This window comes from Streptomyces sp. NPDC058274, from assembly GCF_042881375.1.
Classification (GTDB): Bacteria; Actinomycetota; Actinomycetes; order Streptomycetales; family Streptomycetaceae; genus Streptomyces.
Genome location: NZ_JBHVXW010000005.1, coordinates 443,289 through 463,055 on the forward strand (window position 1 = coordinate 443,289; position 19,767 = coordinate 463,055).

The following is a 19,767-nucleotide window of genomic DNA, read 5'->3' on the forward strand; positions in this document are numbered from 1 at the left end:
CGCCCGTCCTGCGGCGCGACTCTGTTCAGAGCGCGCTGTACAGGGCGTCGACGAGTGCCGTCTTCCTTGGGTCGTCGGCGATGTGCGGGCCCATGCGGTTCATGACGTATCCGAGGGAGACACCCGCCTCCGGGTCGGCGAGGCCGCAGGAGCCACCGAAACCGTCATGTCCGAAAGCCATCGGGTTGGGCCCGTACGAGCCGTTGGGTCCGCTGAGCCACAATCCGAGCCCGATCTCCGTCTCGTGCGCGAAGCCGGCGCCCAGCACCAGGTCACGGCAGCGGCCCTGTCCCTCGCGCACCCGCTCGGCGGCCCCGGGGGAGAGCACCTGCTGAGAGCCGTGCCTCCCGTGCCGCGCGAAGATCCCGTACAGGGCGGCGATCGCGCGTGCCGTGCCGTGGCCGTTCGCGGCCGGGATCTCCGCGGCCCGCCACTGCGCGGTGTTGGCCTCGGCGGCGCCGACGAGCGGATTGGTGAGCGCGGCCAGGGCCGCGGGCGTCAACTGGGCGAACACCGCTGCCCGTTCGCCGGTCGTCGAGGCCGGCGGATGCACCAGCTCGGCCGCCCGGACCGCCTCCTTCTCCGGCAGCCCGATCGTGAAGTCGATGCCGAGCGGCCCGGTCACCTCCCGCTCCAGGAACGCGCCCGGCAGCAGCCCCGAGACGCGGCGCACCACCTCGCCGACCAGGAAACCGTACGTCAGCGCGTGATAGCCGGACCGGCTCCCCGGCTCCCACCACGGCTCCTGCGCGGCGAGCCGCCCGACGGTCAGCTCCCAGTCGCAGAGCTGCGCCAGGGTGTGCGGCTCGCGCAGCCCGGACAGACCCGCCCGGTGCGACAGCAGATGCCGCACCAGGACCGACTCCTTGCCCGCCGCCGCGAACTCCGGCCAGTACGCGGCGACCGGGGCGTCGAAGTCCAGGAGCCCACGGTCGGCCAGGATGTGCGCGCAGAGCGCCGTCGGTCCCTTCGACGTCGACCACACGTTCACCAGCGTCTCGCGCTCCCAGGGCCGCGTGCGGGCCGCGTCGGCCCAGCCGCCCCACAGGTCCACCACCGGCTCGCCGTCGTGCACGACGGTCACCGCGGCGCCGAGCTCCTGGCGGTCGCGGAAGTTCTCCTCGAAGGCCATCCGGACCGCCGAGAAGCGTGTGTCGCAGTGGCCTTGAACGTGCGGCGCGTGTGCGGACATGGGACCTCCGTCGTCCGTCGGGACACCGGAGCGCGGGCGGCGCGCCGGCCGACCCGAACGTACCGACTGGTCGGACTGGAGGGAACCCGCGGGAACCCATCCGTCCGGAGGGAAGCCTTGGAACACGTCCGTGCTCCGTCGCTTCACCGCACGATCTTCCGCATGTCACCCAACGCCCCTACGCTGCACGTCGGTTGACCGCCGAGGGCGCAGGAGGCAGGGGACATGCACAGACATATGACGGCGTTGGCGCGTACCGGACTGGCGGTGGCGACGGCGGGAGTGCTCGCGGTCGCCACGGGCCCCCGGGCGACCGCCGCGGACCCGAGCTACTCGGCCGGCACTTGGGTGGGCGTCCACAACGCCTACGAGAAGGCCAAGTACCCGTACTTCGCCGACGCGTTGGACTCCGGCGCGGGCATGCTCGAACTCGACGTGTGGACCAATGTGTTCGGCGCCTCCTGGCGCGTCTCGCACAGCAACCCCCTCGGCAACGACAACAACTGCGCGAACGCGGCCAACGCGGCCGAGCTGCGCACCAAGTCGCGCAACCGTGACCTCGGCGGCTGCCTCGCCGACCTCAAGGCCTGGCACGACGCCCACCCGGGCCACCGGCCGATCCAGCTGAAGGTCGAGATGAAGGACGGATTCGCGGCCAACCTCGGCCGTGGCCCCGCCCAGTTGGACGCCCTGCTCACCTCGAAGCTCGGCGACGCCCTGCTGCGCCCCGCCGACGTCGTCGGCTCCCACACCGACCTGGACTCGGCCGTACGCGCCGACGGCTGGCCCGCGCGCGCCTCGCTGGCCGGAAAGTTCGTCGTCGAGCTGATTCCCGGCACCGTCGAGGAGGGCAACCCCGCGGACTCGCTGTGGACGGACCGCGAGTACGCCACGCATCTGCGCGACCTGGCCGCCGCCGGACGCCTGCGGGAGGCCTCGGCCTTCCCCGCTGTGCACGGCGCGGCGGCGGGCGACCCGCGCACGCGCTACGCGGACACGACGATCCGCCCCTGGTTCGTCATCTTCGACGGCGACGCCGCCACCTACACCAACGGCACGATCGACCCCGCCTGGTACGACGACCGGCACTACCTGGTCGTCATGACCGACGCCCAGAACGTGGCCCCGGCGATCGACGGCACCAACCCCACCCCGGCCCAGGCCCTGGACCGCGTCAACTTGCTTGCCCGGCAGCACGCCAGCGTCGTCTCCGCGGACTGGTACCCCCTGCCCGCCGTCCTGGCCACGGTCGTACCGCGGGGCTCGGCGGGCTGAACACCTCTGTTCCGAAGGCGTTCTGACGGCCTTTCAGAGATACGCGGGCAGCCAGCTCAGCTTGACCGCCTCCTGGTACGGGCCACCGCCCTCATGGTCGTTGAAGTCGTACACCTCGATCGTCTTGTCCTCGTGCGCCCACGCGTTGAAGGCGGCGAAGACGGTCGAGGGCGGGCAGGTCTGGTCCTCCAGGCCCGCCGAGAACAGCGCGGGCGCCCGGCCGCGCGCGGCGAAGTGCACCCCGTCGAAGTACGACAGCGTGCGCATCACCCGCTCGGTGCGCCCGCGGTGCGTCTTCAGGTAGTGGCCGATCTCCCGGTACGGGTCGCGGTCCGTGAGCGTCGTCCCGCGCGGGAAGTCGCACAGGAACGGCACGTCCGGCGCGACCGCCGCGAGATCGGGGACCAGACCGCCCACGGCGATGCTGAGGCCGCCGCCCTGGCTCGCGCCGACGACGGCCGTGCGGTCCGCGTCGGTCAGCGGGTGGGCACGGGCCGCCTCCACGGCGCGGACAGCGTCCGTGTACACCCGCCGGTAGTAGTAGCTCTCCGGGTCCTCGATCCCACGGGTCATGAAGCCGGGGTACGCGGGCGCGCTGCCCACCGGGTCCGGGGTGTCGCCCCCACCCCAGGCGCTCGCCTGCCCGCGGGTGTCCATCACGAAGTGCGCGTAGCCCGCCGACGCCCACAGCAGATGCGTGTGCGGCAGACCCCGTCCGCCGCCGTACCCCACGAATTCGACGACCGTGGCGATCGGCGCCTCTGTCCCGGCCGGCAGGGTCAGCCACCCCTTGACGGGGTGGCCGCCGAAACCGGCGAACGTCACGTCGAACACCTCGACGTTCCTCAGCTGCGTCTCGACCGGTTCGAAGCGGGCGCCCAGCTCGTGTTCGCGCGCCTGGTGGAGGGTCTTGGCCCAGAAGGCGTCGAAGCCCTCGGGCTCGGCGGAGACACTGCGGTAGCCGCGGAGCTCATCGAGGGGGAGGTCGAACAGGGCCATGAAGGACCACCTTTGACATCGAGGTGCAGATGATCACACCGTACGGTCGTTGCCGGAGGGCCGCCAGGGCCCCGGGACGACGGCACCGGGAGCGTTTCCACGAGACCGGTGCCCCTCGGCTTCTAGCATGACGCCGTGGACCTCCTGGTGAAGAACGCCCAACTGCTCGTCGTGGACGGGGAACGCGAGATCCCCGGTGGCTGGGTGGCCCTCGAAGCCGGCCGGGTCGCCGCCGTCGGTGAACCGGGCAGCGAGCCCGAGGCCCGCCGGACCGTCTCCGCCACGGGCCGCCTGGTCACCCCGGGCCTGATCAACACCCACCACCACATCTACCAGAACCTCACCCGCTCCTACGCGCCGGCGGTCAATGGCTCCCTCTTCGACTGGCTCACCACGCTCTACCCGCTGTGGGCCGCGCTCGACGAGGAGGCCGCCTACGTGTCCGCGTACGTCGGCATGGCCGAGCTCCTGATGGGCGGGTGCACCACGTCCTCCGACCATCTGTACGTCCACCCCCGGCCCGGACTCGTGGACGCCGAGATCCGTGCCGCCCGGGACATCGGGTTCCGTTTCCACGCCACCCGCGGCTCCATGACCCGCTCCGTGGAGGACGGGGGACTGCCGCCGAGGAGCGTCACCCAGACCGACGAGGAAGTGCTGGTCGACAGCGAGCGGCTGATCCGGGCCCACCACGACCCCGGGCCGGGCGCGCTGGTCAGGGTCGCCCTCGCGCCCTGCTCGCCGTTCTCGGTGACCAAGGAGCTGATGACGGCGACCGCGGAACTCGCCGAGCGTCACGACGTACGCCTCCACACCCATCTCGCCGAGGACCGGGACGAGGACACCTACTGTCTGGAGACGTACGGCTGCCGGCCCGTCGAGTACTTCGAGGACACCGGCTGGATGAGCGACCGCACCTGGGTCGCCCACTGCATCTATCCGAACGACGCCGAACTGCGGCGCCTGGCCGAGGCGGGCGTCGGGGTGGCCCACTGCCCGAGCTCGAACATGCTCATCGGCGGTGGCACGGCCCGCGTCCGGGAGATGCGCGAACTCGGGCTGCCCGTCGGCATCGGCTGTGACGGCTCGGCCTCGACCGACCACGCCTCGCTGTGGATGGAGACGCGCGGGGCCCTGCTGCTGGGCCGCTACCGGGGCGGGCCCGGCGCGATGACCGCCCGCGACGCACTCGACATCGCCACCCGGGGCTCGGCCCGCTGTCTGGGCCGCGCCGACGAACTGGGCCATCTGCGACCCGGCGCCTGTGCCGACCTCGTCGTCTGGGACCTGCACGAAGTGGCGCTGGCCGGAGCGCTGAGCGACCCGGTCGAGGCCTGGCTGCGTTGCGGGCCCGCCCGTGCCTGGACCACCGTCGTCGGCGGACGGGTCCTGGTGGAGAGCGGTGAACCGGTCCTGTCCGCGCTGTCGGACGTACTGCGGGAGCACGCCCGCATCGCGCGCCGCGTGCAGAATCCCGTGTAGGGGAGCCCGGCCCAACTCGGAGTCGCCGGCGCGGCGTTGATCACCGGCTGCCGGACCACGCCACTGATTGCATCAGTCGCCTGGATGCCGGGCCGGCCGTGCGGATCTTCGGGGAGCCGACGACCGCGCCTGCCCGCGGCGAACCGGCCCCGGTTCCCGCGCGGAGCGACTGATCCGCGCTCTCTGTGGAACCCGCGTAACACAACGGAGTCGGACCGGCGGGCGGCGGCCCGCGCGCGGGAGCACGCCGACTGCCTGACACGTGAGCGCGTCGTCGCGTTCCCGGAGGCGGCGGTCCGGGCCCGCTGAGTGCCGAACTCCCCGAGTGCAGGAGCCGTAGCGTTCCCGAAAGGCAGGACCCATGAGCACGCGCACCATCACCGCAGGCGTCGACGGCTCGCGGGCCGGTCTGGACGCGGCCGACTGGGCCGCCCGCGAGGCCGAGCGCCGCCGCTTACCGCTGCGGCTGCTGCACGCGGGCACCGATCCGGCCGCGCCCGCCCCGCTCCCCGACGTCGACCTCCCGGCCCGCGCCCCGCTCGACCGGGCCGCCATCCAACTGTCGTACGCACACCCGCGCCTGGACATCATCGCCCGCCGCACCGATACGCCCGCGATCCCGGCGCTGCTCGCGGCGGCCGCGGAGGCGGAGCTGACGGTCCTCGGCTCCCGTGGGCTCACCGGGTTCGCGGGCTTCCTCGTCGGCTCGGTCGCGCTCGCCGTCACCGCGGCGGCCGAGCGGCCGGTCGTGCTCGTCCGCGCGGGTGAACTCCCCGAGGACGAGCGGATGCCCGCGGTCGACGGCACCCCGCCGGGCCGGACCCCGTATCTGCCCGTGGTCCTCGGGCTCGATCTGGACCGTCCCGCCGACGAACTCCTCGCCTACGCCTTCGAAACGGCTGCCACCCGCTCGGCGCCGCTGCATGTCGTGCACACCTGGACGGTGCCGCCGCCGCGCGGCTACGCGCCCGGAGTTGCCGTTCCCGGCGACGTGGCCGAGAAGGAGGACGGCTCATTGCGGGTGCTGACGCACACTCTGCAGCCCTGGCGCCACAAGTTCCCGGAGCTCACGGTCACCGAGCACGTGGTGTACGGGCACCCGGGCCACCATCTCCTGAAGGCGTCCACCAGGGCCGGGCTGCTGGTCGTCGGCCGCCGCGCGAAAGCGACGGGTCTGGGCCGGGCCGCCCACGCGCTGATCCACCACGCCACGTGCCCGGTGGCCGTGGTGCCGCACTCCTGAGCACCTGAGCAGGACGCGGACGGGCGGTGACACCGCACCGGATCCGCGCGACTCAGGGGACCGCGGGGCCGGGCCGAGGCGCTTGGCACGCATCCACCACAGGCATGCGCGGGGCTCGCCGGCCGGGCTCATCTCCGCCACCCAAGCCCGCCAGCCAGGGCCCGCTTCCCTGATCTGCTGACTGTCAGCCGAAGCGCTCGATACGGATGCGGTGCACCGGCTGGCCTGCCTCGACGAGCAGCCGCGAGGCATGCTCAGCGAACCCGTTGGAACCGCACACATAGGCCTCCCACCCGCCCTGCGGAGACTCGGCCAGGAGCGGCGCCACATGGGCCGCCGACAGACGGCCCACCGGCACACCCGGCGGCCCGCTGCGCGTGAAGACGGGCGTGGTCTCCTCGCCGTACTCCCGTGCGTAGATGAGCTCTTCGGGGCGCCGGGCGGAGACGAGCAGCCGCAGCGGGACCGCCAGGGCACGGGCGCGGTGGTGGCGCACCATCGACATCAGCGGGACCACCCCGGAGCCGGCGCCGATCAGCAGGGCGGGCCGGTCGCCGGGCCAGGCGAAGAAGCCGCTGAGCGGTCCGCGCACCTCGACCTCGTCGCCCGGCTCGGCCACCGTGTGAAACCAGCCGGAGACCTCGCCGTCGTCGACATGGTCGAGGGTGAGCTCGATGTGCCCGGTGTCGTCCGGCGGTGAGGCGAGCGAGTAGTGGCGCTGGGCCGCGTAGCCGTCGCCGGCGGTCAGCCGCAGCATCAGATGCTGTCCCGGGAGATGACCCGCCCAGCCGGGCACCGCGAAACGGAACGTCGACGCGTGCGGGGTCTCGCGGCGGACCTCGGTGAGCGTGGCCGTCTGCCAGTGCGCCGCGGCCTGGGCGCTCACGGAGATCCGCCCGGGCACGGCGAACCGGGTCGGGGGTACGAAGGTCTCGGTCATCGCGGTCCGCAGGTCTCGGTCATGGGGCTGGGACGCCCCGGCGGTCGGGGGTGCGGCGGTCTCAGTCACCGGAGTACCGCTGCTCTTCCCACGGATTGCCCCGCGCGTGATAGCCGTTCTGCTCCCAGAAGCCGGGCTCGTCGTGGTCCAGGAGCCGGATCCCCGCGATCCACTTGGCGCTCTTCCAGAAGTACAGGTGCGGTACGACCAGCCGTGCCGGGCCGCCGTGTTCGGCCGGAAGCGGCTTCCCGTCGTACTCCCACACGATCCAGGCGCGTCCGCCGGTGAGGTCGGCCAGTGGCAGGTTCGTCGTGTACCCGGTGTGCGAGTAGGCGACGGCGTGGGTGGCCGTCGCGTCCGGACGCACGGCCTCCAGGAAGGCGTCCAGGGACACACCGCCGAAGCGCACCCCGAACTTCGACCAGCTCGTCACGCAGTGGATGTCGCCCTCGTAGGCCGACGGCGGCAGGGCGCGGGCCTCGTCCCAGTCCCAGGTGCGCGGCCGGGCGACCAGACCGTCGATCCGGAAGGTCCAGTCGGCGGGCGCCAGGTGGGGCGTGACCTCGGCGGACAGGACGGGCCAGTCGTCGCCCGAGTCGTACTGACCGGGCGGCAGCCCGGTGTTCTGGACGCGGGCGCGCCCGGAGAAGCCTCGGGTGACGTTCATGCGGGTGGTGCCTCCAGGCCGTCCCTCGACGGCCCGCCGGGATCGGTGGTGATCAGTGCGTGGACCTGGGCGGACGCGCGTGCCGCCGTCCGTGCGCGCGGGGCCGTGCCGTCCGTGGGCCGACGCCCGCGCGCTCTGTGCGGAGGCACTCACGCGCTCTGTGCGTACGCATTCAACCGTACGCGCAGCCCGCACCTACCCGGCGCCCCACCCGGCGCTTCGGGGGCCGATGACCTCGATCATTGCGGCCGTATGAACACTCGCCCGCCCCGGGAATAGCGACGCCGTGATCTTCCTTTCCGCCAGTGCAGACGCCGGTGCCCCGGTGACCGGTGACAGCGAGGAGAGAGTGAGGCAGCCATGCCCAAGGCGTACGTCTTCACCCAGCACGGTGGCCCGGAGACGGAGGCCCTCGTCGAGCGGGACCGTCCGCGTCCCGGCCCCGGCCAGGTCCTGGTCGCGGTGCGCGCGGCGGGTGTGAATCCCGTCGACTGGAAGCAGCGCACCGGCTACCGCCGCCCCGGCGGACCCGCGCCCGAACTGCCGTCGGTCTTCGGCAACGAGGTCTCCGGTGTCGTCGAGGAGGCCGGCGCCGACGTGACCGGCTTCGCGGCCGGCGACGAGGTCTTCGGCAACCCGGTGGCCGGCGGATACGCCGAGTACACCCTGCTGCCGGTGACGGTGACCGCGCACAAGCCGGCCGAACTGTCCTTCACGGACGCCGCCACGCTCCCCGTAGCGGCCGCGACCGCCTACGACGGCGTACGGCAGCTGGATCTGCCGTCCGGCGCGACGCTGCTCATCACGGGCGCCGGCGGCGGTGTCGGCGTCGCGGCCACGCAGATCGCCCACTCCTTGGGGCTGCGCGTCGTCGGCGTCGCGAGCGACGGCAAGAAGGACTTCGTCGAATCGCTCGGCGCCGTGCACGTCCCGTCGGGGCCGGACCTGGCCGAGCGGGTACGGGCGGCCGCTCCGGACGGTGTCGACGCGGTCTTCGACCTCGTCGGCGGTGAGGTGCTTGAAGCCGCGGCGACGCTGCTGACCGACCGGTCGAAGCTGATCACCGGAGCCGACCGGGAGACGGTCGCGCGGCTCGGCGGACTGCCCGTCGAGCGAGCCCGCACGGCCGCGGTGCTCGACGAGGTGGCGCGGCTCGTGGTCGACGGCCGGCTGCGGCCGTTCGTCACCGGGACCTTCCCCCTCGACCGCGCCGGGGAGGCACTGCGCGAGGTCGAGGACGGCCACGCACGCGGCAAGATCGTGATCGAGGTCGGAGCCGGGGCCGGGGCCGCCGAATGAGCACGGAGACGAGGCCCGACGCGAGCGGGACGAACACCGGCCCACTCGCGGCGGGCTCCGCGGGATCACTCACCACGAGCGCGGGACGACCCCTGACGAACGCGGCGCGACACGCCACGGGCCCGGGGCAGCAGGCCGGCACTCCCGAAGGGCACGTCAGCAGCCCTGAACGGCGGGTCAGCACTCCCGAAGGGCACCTCGGCAGCCCCGGACGGCAGGTCAGCAGCCCCGGACGCCAGGACAGCAGCCCCGAACAGCACGACAGCCAACCCGAAGGGCACCTCAACACCCCCGAAGGGCACCTCGGCAGCCCCGAACGCCATGTGCTCGACAACCCGGCCCTCGCCTCGCTCACCGGCCCGCACGCTCTCTTCGCCGAGCGCCGGGGCCGGGTGCTGCGCTACCCCGTCGACGTGTCGCCCTGGCTGGCCCTTCCGGACGAGCCCGACGCGGACGACTGGGCCGACCTGGCCATGCTGGTGGGTCCCGGCGGGGAGGCGCCGCTGGCCGGCTTCCGCGGGCAGCCTCCGGAGGGGTGGGAGGTGACGTTCAGCCTGGAGGGAGTACAGCTCGTCGACGACGGGATCCCCGCGGCGCCGGACGCGGAGGCCGTGCTGCTGGGCCCCGCCGACGTACCGGAGATGCTGGACCTGGTCGAGCGGACCAGGCCCGGCCCCTTCCTGCCGCGCACCGTGGAGCTCGGCACGTATCTGGGGATCCGCCGGGGCGGCGCCCTCGTCGCGATGGCGGGGGAGCGGCTGCACCCGCCGGGCTGGACCGAGATCAGCGCGGTCTGCACCGACCCGGACTTCCGGGGCGAGGGGCTGGCCACCCGGCTGATCCTGGCGGTCGCCCACGGCATCCGGGAACGCGGCGAGACCCCCTTCCTGCACACCGGCGCCGGGAACACCGATGCCATCCGGCTCTACGAGGCCCTGGGATTCCGGCTGCGGCGCACCACCCGTTTCATGGCGGCGCGGGTGCCGGAACTGCTGACCTGACGCGCGTCGGCGGCACCCGGCCTGCCCGAGCCGCCGCCCGTATCGACCGTCGTACACCGCCCTGATCAACCGTCGGACGCCGCCTGCGATCAGCCGTCGGACACTGCCCCTGACCAGCCGCCGGGCACCGCCCACGCTCAGCTGTCGGACGCCGCCGCGTTGTAGCGCAGCAGGTAGCCGGCGAACCGGGCCAGGTCCTCTTCGGGCCAGCCCGCGAGCCGCTCGCGGAACGCGAACCGGCGGCTCTCGGTCACCTGGGCGAGGATCCGCGTGCCGGCCTCGGTCAGCTGCAGCACCTGCACCCGATGGTCCTCGGAGTCGAGCCGCCGTTCGATGAGCCCGGCGCGCTCCAGGGCCGCCACCTGCCGGCTCACCGTGGACTTGTCCAGCGCGTAGTGCGCGGCGAGGTCGGTGGACCGGCAGCCGCCGCGCTCCTCCAGATGCCCCAGCAGCGTGTACGAGACGAGCGAGAGCTCGGGGTGCATCCGCCCCGCCGTGGCCCGGGCGCGCCGGGCGAACGTCGTCATCTCCCGCTGGATGGTCTCGACCGCCACGTCGCCGGTCATGGCCGGCGCGCCGTCCCGGTCGGCGCCGCCCGCCGGGGCGTCCGTGGCGGTGGCACTCCGCCCACTTGGGCCCTGATCAGTGACAACGGTCTCACCGGACCTCTCGGCTGCGGTCACGGAACACCTCCTCGGCTCTCCTGGTTGTATAGTACAACTTGATAGTGAGTTGTGTATGCCAACCAAAGGAGGATCCGTGGTCACCGGCCTGCGCTCCCCGGCCCTGCGTCATGTGCTCACGCACCTGATCACCCCGCTGCTGATGTGCGTCGGCATGGGGCTCGCCTACATGGGCGCCTTCGTCACGCCCGAGCCGCACCACCTTCCCGTGGCCGTCGTGGGCTCCGGGGCCGAGACGAAGGTCTTCGCCCAGACGGTCAAGGACAAGGCCGGGGACCAGCTCGACGTCCGGACCGTGACGAGCCGCCCGGAGGCCGTCGACCTCCTCAAGTCCCGTGACATCACGGGCGCTTACGTGCCGGCTGCCAAGGCGCCGGAACTCCTCGTCGCCACCGCCGCGTCCGACATGGGCGCCACCGCCGTCGAGAAGGTGTTCACGCCCGTCGCGGCCCAGCAGGGCGAACCGCTGAAGGTCACCGACGTGACCCCGACGGTGTCCGACGATCCCACGGGCCAGGGCCTGTTCTTCCTGCTCATCGCGCTGAGCATCGGCTCCTACGCGTCCGTCGCCGCACTCGGCGCCGCGGGCGGCGCCCTGTCCATGCGGATACGGGCCCTGCTGGCCCTCGGTGTCTCCGGCGTCGTGAGCGTCATCGGCGCACTGCTCGCCGGACCCGTCTTCCATCTCGCGCACCACGACCTCGCGGCCGTGTGGGGGATGAGCTGGCTCTACTCCGCCGGGATCCTCTTCATCGGCGTCGGACTCCACACCTTCCTCAAGCGCTGGACCACCCTCGCCATGATGGTGCTCTTCGTGATGCTCAACTTCACGAGCTCCGGGGGCCTCTTCCGGCCCGAGCTCCAGGGCGGCTTCTTCGGCACCCTGCACGCTTTCTGGAACGGTGCGGGATTCGTCGAGGGTGTCCGCAGCCTCCTCTACTTCGGCCGTGACGGACTCTCCGGCAACGTGGCCAGGCTCGTTGGCTGGCTCGCCGTCGGCCTGCTGGTGACCGCCGTCGCCGGTGGTGTCGAGCGGAAGCGGGCCCGGGGTGCCGAGGCCGTCGTACCGCAGGAGCCGGCCACCCAAGTGCGCGCCGTCGAGGCCGAGGGCGCCGAGGAGGAGCTGGAGGAGACGGTCGCCGTCTGATCGTTCCTGTAAAGTGGCGGTCCCGACTGTGGACCGCCCCAGTCGAGGACTTGCCGAGGAGGTGGGACCCATTACCGCTGTGTCAGGCCGGGTGCTCTCACCTCAAGGCAGCGCGGATCACTGCCAGTAGGCGTCCGCGAGAGCGCCCTTCGGTTTCTCGAAAGGCTCTCGGCTTCCATGCCACCTCTCTCTCCCGCTTCCGTAGTTGCCGCGCTCCGCTCCGCAGGCTGTGTCTTCGCCGAGGACGAGGCGGAGTTGATCCTCTCCACCGCCCGCACCCCGGACGAGGCGGCCGCCATGGTCGACCGGCGCGTCGCGGGCCTCCCCCTGGAACACGTCGTCGGCTGGGCCGAGTTCCACGGTCTGCGCGTCACCGTCGATCCGGGTGTCTTCGTACCCCGCCGCCGCACCGAGTTCCTCGTCGAGCAGGCTGTCGCCCACGCGCGCGAGGCGACCGTCGTCGTGGACCTGTGCTGCGGCTCGGGGGCGGTGGGCGCGGCCCTGGCCGCGTCCCTCGGCGGAGCCGAACTGCACGCCGCCGACATCGACCCCGCCGCGGTGCGCTGCGCCCGCCGCAATGTCGCCCCGTTCGGCGGGCACGTCCACGAGGGCGACCTCTTCGCGGCACTGCCCGCCACCCTGCTCGGCCGGGTCGACATCCTGGCCGCCAACGTTCCGTACGTCCCCACCGGCGAGGTCGGCCTGCTGCCCGCGGAGGCCCGCGACCACGAACCGCTGGTCGCTCTCGACGGCGGCGCGGACGGGCTCGATGTCCTGCGCCGCGTCGCCGCCGAGGCGCCCCGCTGGCTCGCCCCCGGCGGCTTTCTGCTCGTCGAGACGAGCGGGCTCCAGGCGCCGTCCGCCGAGGAGGCCTTCGCCCGCGCCGGCCTGCTCGCCCGGCTCGCGGTCTCCGAGGAGAGATACGCCCATGTCGTGATCGGCGTCAGGCCCCTCGGCTGATCCGCTCCCGGCCGACGGTGTGAGCTCGGTCCCTCCGGTTGTGCAACTAGTTGCACAACGTCGGCGCGGTCGTCTACAACAGACGTACGACACCGCCACGGAGGGGCCGATGAGCCGTTACCCGCACCTGTTGAACCCGCTCGACCTGGGCTTCACCACCCTGCCCAACCGTGTCCTCATGGGCTCCATGCACGTGGGCCTGGAGGAGGCCGAGCGCGGCTTCGAGCGCATGGCGGAGTTCTACGCCACCCGCGCGCGCGGCGGCGTCGGCCTCATCGTCACCGGCGGGATCGCGCCCAACGAGGTGGGGCGGCCCTACGAGGGCGGCGCCAAGCTGACCACCGAGGCGGAGGCCGAGCAGCACGCGGAGGTCACCGCCGCGGTGCACCGCGAGGGCGGGCGGATCGCCATGCAGATCCTCCATTTCGGCCGGTACGCCTACCACCAGGACCTGGTCGCCCCCAGCGCCCTCCAGGCCCCGATCAGCCCCTTCCCGCCGCACGCGCTCACCGACGCCGAGGTCGAGCGGACCATCGACGACTACGCGCGCGCCGCCCGCCTCGCCCGGCGGGCCGGCTACGACGGCGTGGAGATCATGGGCTCCGAGGGCTATCTGATCAACGAGTTCATCGCCGCGCGGACCAACCGGCGCGACGACCGCTGGGGCGGCTCGTACGAGAACCGGATGCGCTTTCCGGTGGAGATCGTCCGGCGCGTACGGGAGGCGGTCGGCGAGGACTTCATCATCATCTACCGGCTCTCCATGCTGGACCTGGTGCCCGGCGGCTCCTCGCTGGACGAGGTCATCACGCTGGCCAAGGCCGTGGAAGCCGCCGGCGCGACGATCATCAACACCGGCATCGGCTGGCACGAGGCGCGCATCCCCACGATCGCCACCTCGGTGCCGCGCGGGGCGTACGCCTGGGTGACCAAGAAGGTCATGGGCGCCGTAGCCGTCCCGCTGGTGACCACCAACCGCATCAACACCCCTGAGATCGCCGAGCAGTTGCTCGCCGAGGGCCACGCCGACATGGTGTCGCTGGCCCGCCCGATGCTCGCCGACCCCGACTTCGTCGCCAAGGCCGAGGCCGGGCGGCCCGAGGCCATCAACACCTGCATCGGCTGCAACCAGGCCTGCCTCGACCACACCTTCAGCGGCAAGATCACCTCCTGTCTGGTCAACCCGCGTGCCTGCCACGAGACGGAGCTGGTCCTCGCGCCGACCCGGCTGCGCAAGCGCGTCGCCGTGGTGGGCGCCGGCCCCGCCGGACTGGCCTGCGCGGTCTCCGCGGCCGAGCGCGGCCACGACGTCACGCTCTACGACGCCGCTCCCGAGATCGGCGGCCAGCTCAACGTGGCCCGCAAGGTCCCCGGCAAGCAGGAGTTCGACGAGACGATCCGCTACTTCCGTACGCAGCTCGAACTGCACGGCGTGGACGTGCGGTTGAACACCCGCGTCACCGCGGGCGGACTGGACGGCCACGACGAGGTCGTCGTCGCCACCGGTGTCAGCCCGCGCACCCCCGAGATACCCGGCGTCGACCACCCCAGCGTCGTCGGCTACCTCGACGTCCTGCGGGGTGGCGCCCCCGTCGGCGACCGCGTCGCGATCCTCGGCGCCGGCGGCATCGGCTTCGACGTCGCCGAGTACCTGACCGACGCCGGCGACAAGGCGAGCGAGGACCCGGCGACGTACTTCCGGAACTGGGGCGTCGACATGGACTACCGGACCCCCGGCGGCCTCGCCGCGCCCGAGCGGCCCGCCCCGCCGCGCACCGTCCACCTCCTGCAGCGCAAGCCGTCCAAGGTGGGCGGCGGGCTCGGCAAGACCACGGGCTGGATCCACCGCACGGAGCTCAAGCACCGGGGCGTCACCATGGTTCCGGGTGTCCGCTACGACCGGATCGACGACGCGGGGCTGCACGTCACGGTCGAGGGGGAGAGCCGGATCCTGGAGGTCGACACGATCGTGCTCTGCACCGGACAGGAGCCGCGCCGCGACCTGTACGAGGAGCTGAGCGCCGCGGGCCGCAGCGTGCACCTCATCGGCGGCGCCGACGTGGCCGCCGAACTGGACGCCAAACGCGCCATCAAGCAGGGCACCGAGCTGGCGGCGGCGCTGTAGCCGGACCGTCGTCCCCCGGGACCGGGTCCCGGGGGCGTCCCTAGGATGACTCCATGTCACTGCCGCACGCGATCCTCACCGCCCTGCTCGAGAAGCCGTCGTCGGGCCTCGAGCTGACCCGGCGGTTCGACCGGTCGATCGGCTACTTCTGGTCGGCGACGCACCAGCAGATCTATCGCGAGCTGGGAAAACTGGAGGCGGAGGGCTATATCCGCGCCCTGCCCAGCGAGCAGCCGGCCAGGGGCCAGAAGAAGAGCTACGAGGTCCTGGCCGGGGGCCGCGCGGAGCTGGCCCGCTGGACGGCCGCCTCGCAGGACCCGAAGCCGCTGCGTGACACGCTGCTGCTGCGGCTGCGCGCTTCCGCCGTGGTCGGCACCGACGGCATCGAGGCGGACCTGCGCCGCCATCTCGACCTGCATCAGCGGCAGTTGGCGGACTACGAGCGGATCCAGGAGCGCGACTTCCCGCCCGGCAAGGACGCCCCGCAGGACCGCCTCCAGCACCTCGTCCTGCGGGCGGGCATCGACCTGGAGACGTTCTGGACGCAGTGGCTGACCCATGCGCTGGAGGAGTTCGCGCACCTCGGGGGCGACTCGCCCGCGCAGCAGCAGGAGGCCGTCCGGCCGGCCGAAGCCGGTGGACGGCCACCCGCTTGAGAGGGGTCGGTCCCGCTGATCAGAGCCGGTGCGGCTTCGAGCGGCGGCGCAGGAACCAGGCCGCGGCCACGGCGCCGGTGGCCACCAGTGCCCCGCCGCCGACCACGGTGGCCATGCCGTAGTCCTTCGTGGCGCCACCCAGGCCGCCCATGACCCCGCGCGAGGGCGAGGCCGTCGCGGAGATGGTGGGCGCGGAGACGACGATGGACTGGGTGCCCGCCGTCGTCCCGTTCTGGCACACCACGATGACGGTGTACGTTCCCGAGCTCACGCCCGACCAGCTGGCCGACTGCGTGTTGCTCGTCCCGGTCAACGGCGTCTGGCGGCCCTGGGCGAAGTTCGCCTGGCTGCTGGTGAGCAGCGAGGCGTTGCCGAAGTTGCCGCTGCTGCCCGGACAGGCGCTGGTGGTGACCGTGACCGACGATCCGCTGGTGCTCACCGAGATCCCGGAACCCCACGCGGCCGCAGACCCGGCGGCCAGGGTGAGCGGAAGCGCGGCGGCGGCGGCCACCGTCAGGCCGGAGCGGAGGAGTATCTGAGTAGTACGCATAGGACTGCCCTCCGGCGGCACGGTTGGCGGTACATCCCATGAGCCGCCGAGGATTGGGAAACGGCCGTGCTGCCCAAACGAGAGCCAACGCGCCCTCGACCCGGACCGCATGCGGGCGGGGACCGGGCAGGTGAAAGATTCCTTCGGCCGGCCGACGCCCGTTGGCCTGTCACGGTCTTGGCCGGCGCATCGCAGCGCCTCGGACCGGCCCTGGGCGGCGCCCCGGGACCCGCTGGTCCGTCACGGCCGCGGCCGCCGGCTCACCAGGTGCGGCCGGCCTGCAGCAGCCGCTCCCGGACGAGGGAGACATGCGGATGATCCGGCGCGCCCGGGCGCGAGCTGAGGTACGAGGTGTTGATCGGCGGATCCTCGGGAGACAGCAAGGGGACCAGCGCACCCGAGGCAAGCTCGGACAGACACAGATAGCGGGGGAGCACGGTGATCCCGGCACCGGCGGCCACCGCGGCCAGTACACCCCGCAGATCGGGCACCGTGATCGCGGCCTGTCCCGACAGCCGTACGCCGAAGACATGCCGCCAGTAGCGGCGCGCGATCGGCAGATCCTCCGCGTACGACACCAGCGGCACCCCGTGCAGCGCGGCGGCGCCCTCGGCCGCCACCCGGCCGGGGCCGATCCGCCGGGCCCACTCGGGCCCGGCGACCAGCACGAACTCCTCGTCGCCCAGCGGCACGGACGTCAGCGTGCGACCGCGCGGCCGGGTCGTCGCGATCACCAGATCGAAGCGGCCGCCCCGCAGTCCGTCCAGCAGTTCGTCGGTCAGCCCGGTGGTCACCCGCAGTCGTACGCCCTGGGCCGTCAGCGGAGCCAGGGCGGGCAGGGCCCGGGTGCACAGCAGCTCGGCCGGGCCCGCCACGCGTACCGGCTCGGGGGTCCGGTCCGCGCCGAGTCCGCCGCGGTCGGCGACGGCCGCGAGCGCGTCGAGCGGCACCGCCACCTGCCCGGCCAGCTCGTCGGCCGCCACCGTGGGCGCCACCCCGCGCGGCTGCCGCTCGAACAGCTCCCGGCCCAGCTGTTCCTCCAGCTGCCGCATCTGGGTCGTCACGGTCGGCTGCGAGAGCCCGAGCAGCCGGGCGGCCGCCGTGAACGAACCGGCGCGATGGACCGCCAGGAAGGTGCGCAACAGGGAGAGATCCAGCGGCGCGGCATTGGGTTTCCGATGGGTCACGCGGCCCATCCTAAGCCGCGCCTATCGCTCGCTCCCCGTCGTCACCGTCCGCTCCGCGGAGAACCCGCCCCAGGTGCCGTCCGGCAGCTTCGCGCGGATCCGCACCCGGTGTGCCACCCCGGCGTCCTTGCCGATGTAGAAGCTGTACGTGGCCTTGCCGTCCGGCGGGCCGTCGCCCCACACCAGTGAGGTCGCCGGCTTCCCGTCCAGATGGATCTGGTACTCCGTGACCGTCCCGTCCGTCTCCGGCGGGACCCAGGAGAGGTCGAGGTAGTAGGCGTCGTCCGCCCGATGGGTCGTCGCACGGAAGGCGGTGGGCGCGGTGCCCCGGCCGTCGTCCGAACCGGGCGCGGTGGTGAGCGGGACGGCCCGGCTCGCGGCCGAGACGTTGTCGGCCGCGTCACGCGCCTTGACGGTGAAGGAGTAGCGCGTGCCCGGCCGCAGTCCCGTCACCACGGTCGCCGTCTGCCCGCCGCCCACGCTGTGGATCTTCGAAGTACCCTGGTAGATGTCGTACGAGGCGACGCCCCGGTCGTCCGTCGACTTCGCCCAGGACAGCTGCACCGCCCGGCTGCCGACCGTCTTCCCGCTCGGCGTGCCGGGGCGGGTGGGGGCACGGTCGTCGGCGGCGACGGCCGCCGGTGTCGTGGCGCTGACCTGCTCGCTCGGCGGGCCCGCGTCACCGTCCGCGTCCTTGGCCCGGACGGTGAAGACGTAGGTGGTGGACGGCTCGAGCCGGGTGACGTCCACCATGTGCTCGCCACCGGGCACGTCCTTCACCTTCGTGGTGCCGCGATACACCTCGTACGCGGTGACCTTGGGGTCTCCGGACGCCAGGTTCCACATGACGTGCACGCTGGTCGCGCTGCCGGCCGCCGCGGTGACTCCCGCGGGAGCCGCGGGCAGCCGTCCGCCCTGTTCATCGCCCTGTGCGCCCCAGCCGCAGGACGCCACCAGGAGCAGCGAGCCGCAGATCACCGGAAGAGGTACGCGTCGCACGGCCCTGCCTTCCCTCGACGGGATTGGTCTGTACCTGTATGCCATGACTGGCGCGGTCACATCAAGAGGGAGCGGAAAGCCCGAGCTGTTCGACCGCTCGGCCGGAAGCTACGTATGCTGACATCTGACGCGGCGTGAACTCGCTTTCTCTCCACGGCAGTTCACGCCCAACGGCGCGGACCGCTGTCGTCGCTGATCCCGCGCCGGCGAGGTCGGCCGAGCGGGCCGGGCCGAATGGGCCCGGCCCCTCGGCCGCCCGGACGCCACCAGAGAACCCAGCACCTGCCGAGCATGCGGCGGACCCGTCTCGTGCACCGTCCGGACCCCCACCAGTGGCCGCACTCACCGACCCGCAGCAGATTGTGGTGAGTGTCCGTCAATGTCCCCCAGGAGAGGGTCCTTTATCGTGCGTGTCCAGTCGCTGACGCTGGCCGCGGCCAGTGCCGCCCTGCTCGCCCCCACCACGCTTCCCACCGCCACCGCCACCGCTGCCCCACGCTCGCACGCCCCCGCGGCGCGCGAGGGGAGCGTCCTCGCCAGTGAACTGCTGGCCGAGGTGCGCGACTGCGCCCCCGTCTCGAAGGGGCGCTATCGCCCCGACGACGGGGTCCCCGCGACGATCCCGGTCTGCGGAAAGCAGGGCGCCGTCTTCTGGAAGGCGGACATGGACATCGACTGCGACGGACGGCCCGGTGCCCGCTGCAACGCGCGCACCGATCCGCTCTTCTCGTCCTCGACGGCCTTTCAGCAGTCCGACGGGCGGCATCTGGACGCCGAGACCCTCCCGTACATCGTCGTGCCGTCCGCGGGGCCCATCTGGAACCACCGGGACCACGGCGTCCGGGGCGGCTCCGTCGCCGCCGTGATCTACCAGGACCGGGTGCAGTACGCGGTCGTCGGCGACACCGGTCCGCGCGAGCTCATCGGCGAGGCGTCGTACGCCACCGCCGAGGGCCTCGGTATCCGCTCCGACCCCCGCGGCGGTGGCACGGACTCGGGAGTCACCTACATCGTGTTCAAGAACTCCAGCGTGTCCCCGATCGAGAACCACCGCGCCGCCGTGACCCAAGGCGAGGCGCTGGCGCGGAAGTTCATCAGCGAGAACTGAGAACCGGCGTGATCGGGCCCACGGCGGTTCCGCGGGACATGCCCCCGGGCCTCCTCCGCGCCGGGCATGCGCGGGCCGCCCAGCGGCGGCGTTGTGCGGGCCCTTTTGCCGGCAGCGGTCCCGCGGGACGTGCCCGGAACTTCCCCGTCGACGGTGGACCCGAGAGACTGCGTCGGCGGCCCCCTGCCCGCCGTCGGGCGGGTCATTGGGCGCACCCCCCCCCACCCAAGGGGGGGGGGCCGGCCACTCGAACG

The 19,767-nt window shown here is 72.8% G+C and carries 18 protein-coding genes; 10 read left to right on the forward strand and 8 right to left on the reverse strand.

Features of this window, described 5'->3' with window-relative positions; genetic code table 11:
- Positions 1-25: 25 nt before the first annotated feature.
- Complete coding sequence (locus tag ACFVYF_RS14165) at positions 26-1,192, reverse strand: serine hydrolase domain-containing protein (protein ID WP_389455458.1); 1,167 nt, start codon at positions 1,190-1,192, stop codon at positions 26-28.
- A gap of 225 nt (positions 1,193-1,417) precedes the next feature.
- On the opposite strand from ACFVYF_RS14165, the gene ACFVYF_RS14170 reads away from it, so the two are divergent.
- Entirely contained in the window at positions 1,418-2,467 is a 1,050-nt protein-coding gene (locus ACFVYF_RS14170; RefSeq protein ID WP_389455459.1) for a phosphatidylinositol-specific phospholipase C domain-containing protein, read from the forward strand.
- A gap of 33 nt (positions 2,468-2,500) precedes the next feature.
- Here ACFVYF_RS14170 and ACFVYF_RS14175 read toward each other — a convergent pair whose 3' ends face one another.
- Positions 2,501-3,466 carry an acetylxylan esterase gene (locus ACFVYF_RS14175; protein WP_389455460.1) on the reverse strand — a complete coding sequence of 322 codons (966 nt, stop codon included), beginning with the start codon at positions 3,464-3,466 and terminating at the stop codon, positions 2,501-2,503.
- Positions 3,467-3,601: 135 nt separating this feature from the next.
- On the opposite strand from ACFVYF_RS14175, the gene ACFVYF_RS14180 reads away from it, so the two are divergent.
- Both ACFVYF_RS14180 and ACFVYF_RS14185 read left to right on the forward strand, forming a co-directional pair.
- The gene (locus ACFVYF_RS14180; RefSeq protein WP_389455461.1) at positions 3,602-4,948 is read left to right on the forward strand and encodes an 8-oxoguanine deaminase; all 1,347 of its coding nucleotides are present in this window, start codon (positions 3,602-3,604) and stop codon (positions 4,946-4,948) included.
- A gap of 361 nt (positions 4,949-5,309) precedes the next feature.
- Positions 5,310-6,191, forward strand: a complete 882-nt coding sequence (locus tag ACFVYF_RS14185) for a universal stress protein (protein ID WP_389455462.1) — start codon at positions 5,310-5,312, stop codon at positions 6,189-6,191.
- 184 nt (positions 6,192-6,375) lie between these two features.
- Here the strand turns inward: ACFVYF_RS14185 and ACFVYF_RS14190 are convergent, their stop codons facing one another.
- Complete coding sequence (locus tag ACFVYF_RS14190) at positions 6,376-7,131, reverse strand: ferredoxin reductase (RefSeq protein ID WP_389455492.1); 756 nt, start codon at positions 7,129-7,131, stop codon at positions 6,376-6,378.
- A gap of 61 nt (positions 7,132-7,192) precedes the next feature.
- Positions 7,193-7,798 carry a sulfite oxidase-like oxidoreductase gene (locus tag ACFVYF_RS14195; protein WP_389455463.1) on the reverse strand — a complete coding sequence of 202 codons (606 nt, stop codon included), beginning with the start codon at positions 7,796-7,798 and terminating at the stop codon, positions 7,193-7,195.
- A 360-nt stretch (positions 7,799-8,158) separates the two neighbouring features.
- On the opposite strand from ACFVYF_RS14195, the gene ACFVYF_RS14200 reads away from it, so the two are divergent.
- Together ACFVYF_RS14200 and ACFVYF_RS14205 are read left to right on the forward strand one after the other, a co-directional pair.
- Positions 8,159-9,097 carry an NADP-dependent oxidoreductase gene (locus ACFVYF_RS14200; RefSeq protein WP_389455464.1) on the forward strand — a complete coding sequence of 313 codons (939 nt, stop codon included), beginning with the start codon at positions 8,159-8,161 and terminating at the stop codon, positions 9,095-9,097.
- A 323-nt stretch (positions 9,098-9,420) separates the two neighbouring features.
- Positions 9,421-10,098, forward strand: coding sequence for a GNAT family N-acetyltransferase (locus ACFVYF_RS14205; protein WP_389455493.1), 678 nt, complete (start codon positions 9,421-9,423; stop codon positions 10,096-10,098).
- Between the two features lie 137 nt (positions 10,099-10,235).
- On the opposite strand, the gene ACFVYF_RS14210 is transcribed toward ACFVYF_RS14205, so the two are convergent.
- A complete protein-coding gene (locus ACFVYF_RS14210; RefSeq protein ID WP_389455494.1) occupies positions 10,236-10,664 on the reverse strand; it encodes a MarR family winged helix-turn-helix transcriptional regulator in 429 nt (142 codons plus the stop codon).
- A 205-nt stretch (positions 10,665-10,869) separates the two neighbouring features.
- Here ACFVYF_RS14210 and ACFVYF_RS14215 point away from each other — a divergent pair, with 205 nt between their 5' ends.
- The 4 genes from ACFVYF_RS14215 to ACFVYF_RS14230 all read left to right on the forward strand — a co-directional run bounded on the left by ACFVYF_RS14215 (position 10,870) and on the right by ACFVYF_RS14230 (position 15,669).
- A complete protein-coding gene (locus ACFVYF_RS14215; RefSeq protein WP_389455495.1) occupies positions 10,870-11,928 on the forward strand; it encodes a hypothetical protein in 1,059 nt (352 codons plus the stop codon).
- A gap of 177 nt (positions 11,929-12,105) precedes the next feature.
- Entirely contained in the window at positions 12,106-12,888 is a 783-nt protein-coding gene (locus tag ACFVYF_RS14220; RefSeq protein WP_389455465.1) for a putative protein N(5)-glutamine methyltransferase, read from the forward strand.
- A gap of 109 nt (positions 12,889-12,997) precedes the next feature.
- The gene (locus ACFVYF_RS14225) at positions 12,998-15,013 is read left to right on the forward strand and encodes an FAD-dependent oxidoreductase (protein ID WP_389455466.1); all 2,016 of its coding nucleotides are present in this window, start codon (positions 12,998-13,000) and stop codon (positions 15,011-15,013) included.
- A gap of 53 nt (positions 15,014-15,066) precedes the next feature.
- A complete protein-coding gene (locus ACFVYF_RS14230) occupies positions 15,067-15,669 on the forward strand; it encodes a PadR family transcriptional regulator (protein WP_389455467.1) in 603 nt (200 codons plus the stop codon).
- A gap of 19 nt (positions 15,670-15,688) precedes the next feature.
- Here the strand turns inward: ACFVYF_RS14230 and ACFVYF_RS14235 are convergent, their stop codons facing one another.
- The 3 genes from ACFVYF_RS14235 to ACFVYF_RS14245 all read right to left on the reverse strand — a co-directional run bounded on the left by ACFVYF_RS14235 (position 15,689) and on the right by ACFVYF_RS14245 (position 18,405).
- Positions 15,689-16,219, reverse strand: coding sequence for a hypothetical protein (locus ACFVYF_RS14235; RefSeq protein WP_389455468.1), 531 nt, complete (start codon positions 16,217-16,219; stop codon positions 15,689-15,691).
- Between the two features lie 260 nt (positions 16,220-16,479).
- Positions 16,480-17,415 carry a LysR family transcriptional regulator gene (locus ACFVYF_RS14240; RefSeq protein WP_389455469.1) on the reverse strand — a complete coding sequence of 312 codons (936 nt, stop codon included), beginning with the start codon at positions 17,413-17,415 and terminating at the stop codon, positions 16,480-16,482.
- Between the two features lie 12 nt (positions 17,416-17,427).
- The gene (locus ACFVYF_RS14245) at positions 17,428-18,405 is read right to left on the reverse strand and encodes a fibronectin type III domain-containing protein (protein WP_389455470.1); all 978 of its coding nucleotides are present in this window, start codon (positions 18,403-18,405) and stop codon (positions 17,428-17,430) included.
- Positions 18,406-18,811: 406 nt separating this feature from the next.
- On the opposite strand from ACFVYF_RS14245, the gene ACFVYF_RS14250 reads away from it, so the two are divergent.
- Positions 18,812-19,513, forward strand: a complete 702-nt coding sequence (locus tag ACFVYF_RS14250; protein ID WP_389455471.1) for a glycoside hydrolase family 75 protein — start codon at positions 18,812-18,814, stop codon at positions 19,511-19,513.
- The last annotated feature ends 254 nt before the right edge of the window (positions 19,514-19,767 follow it).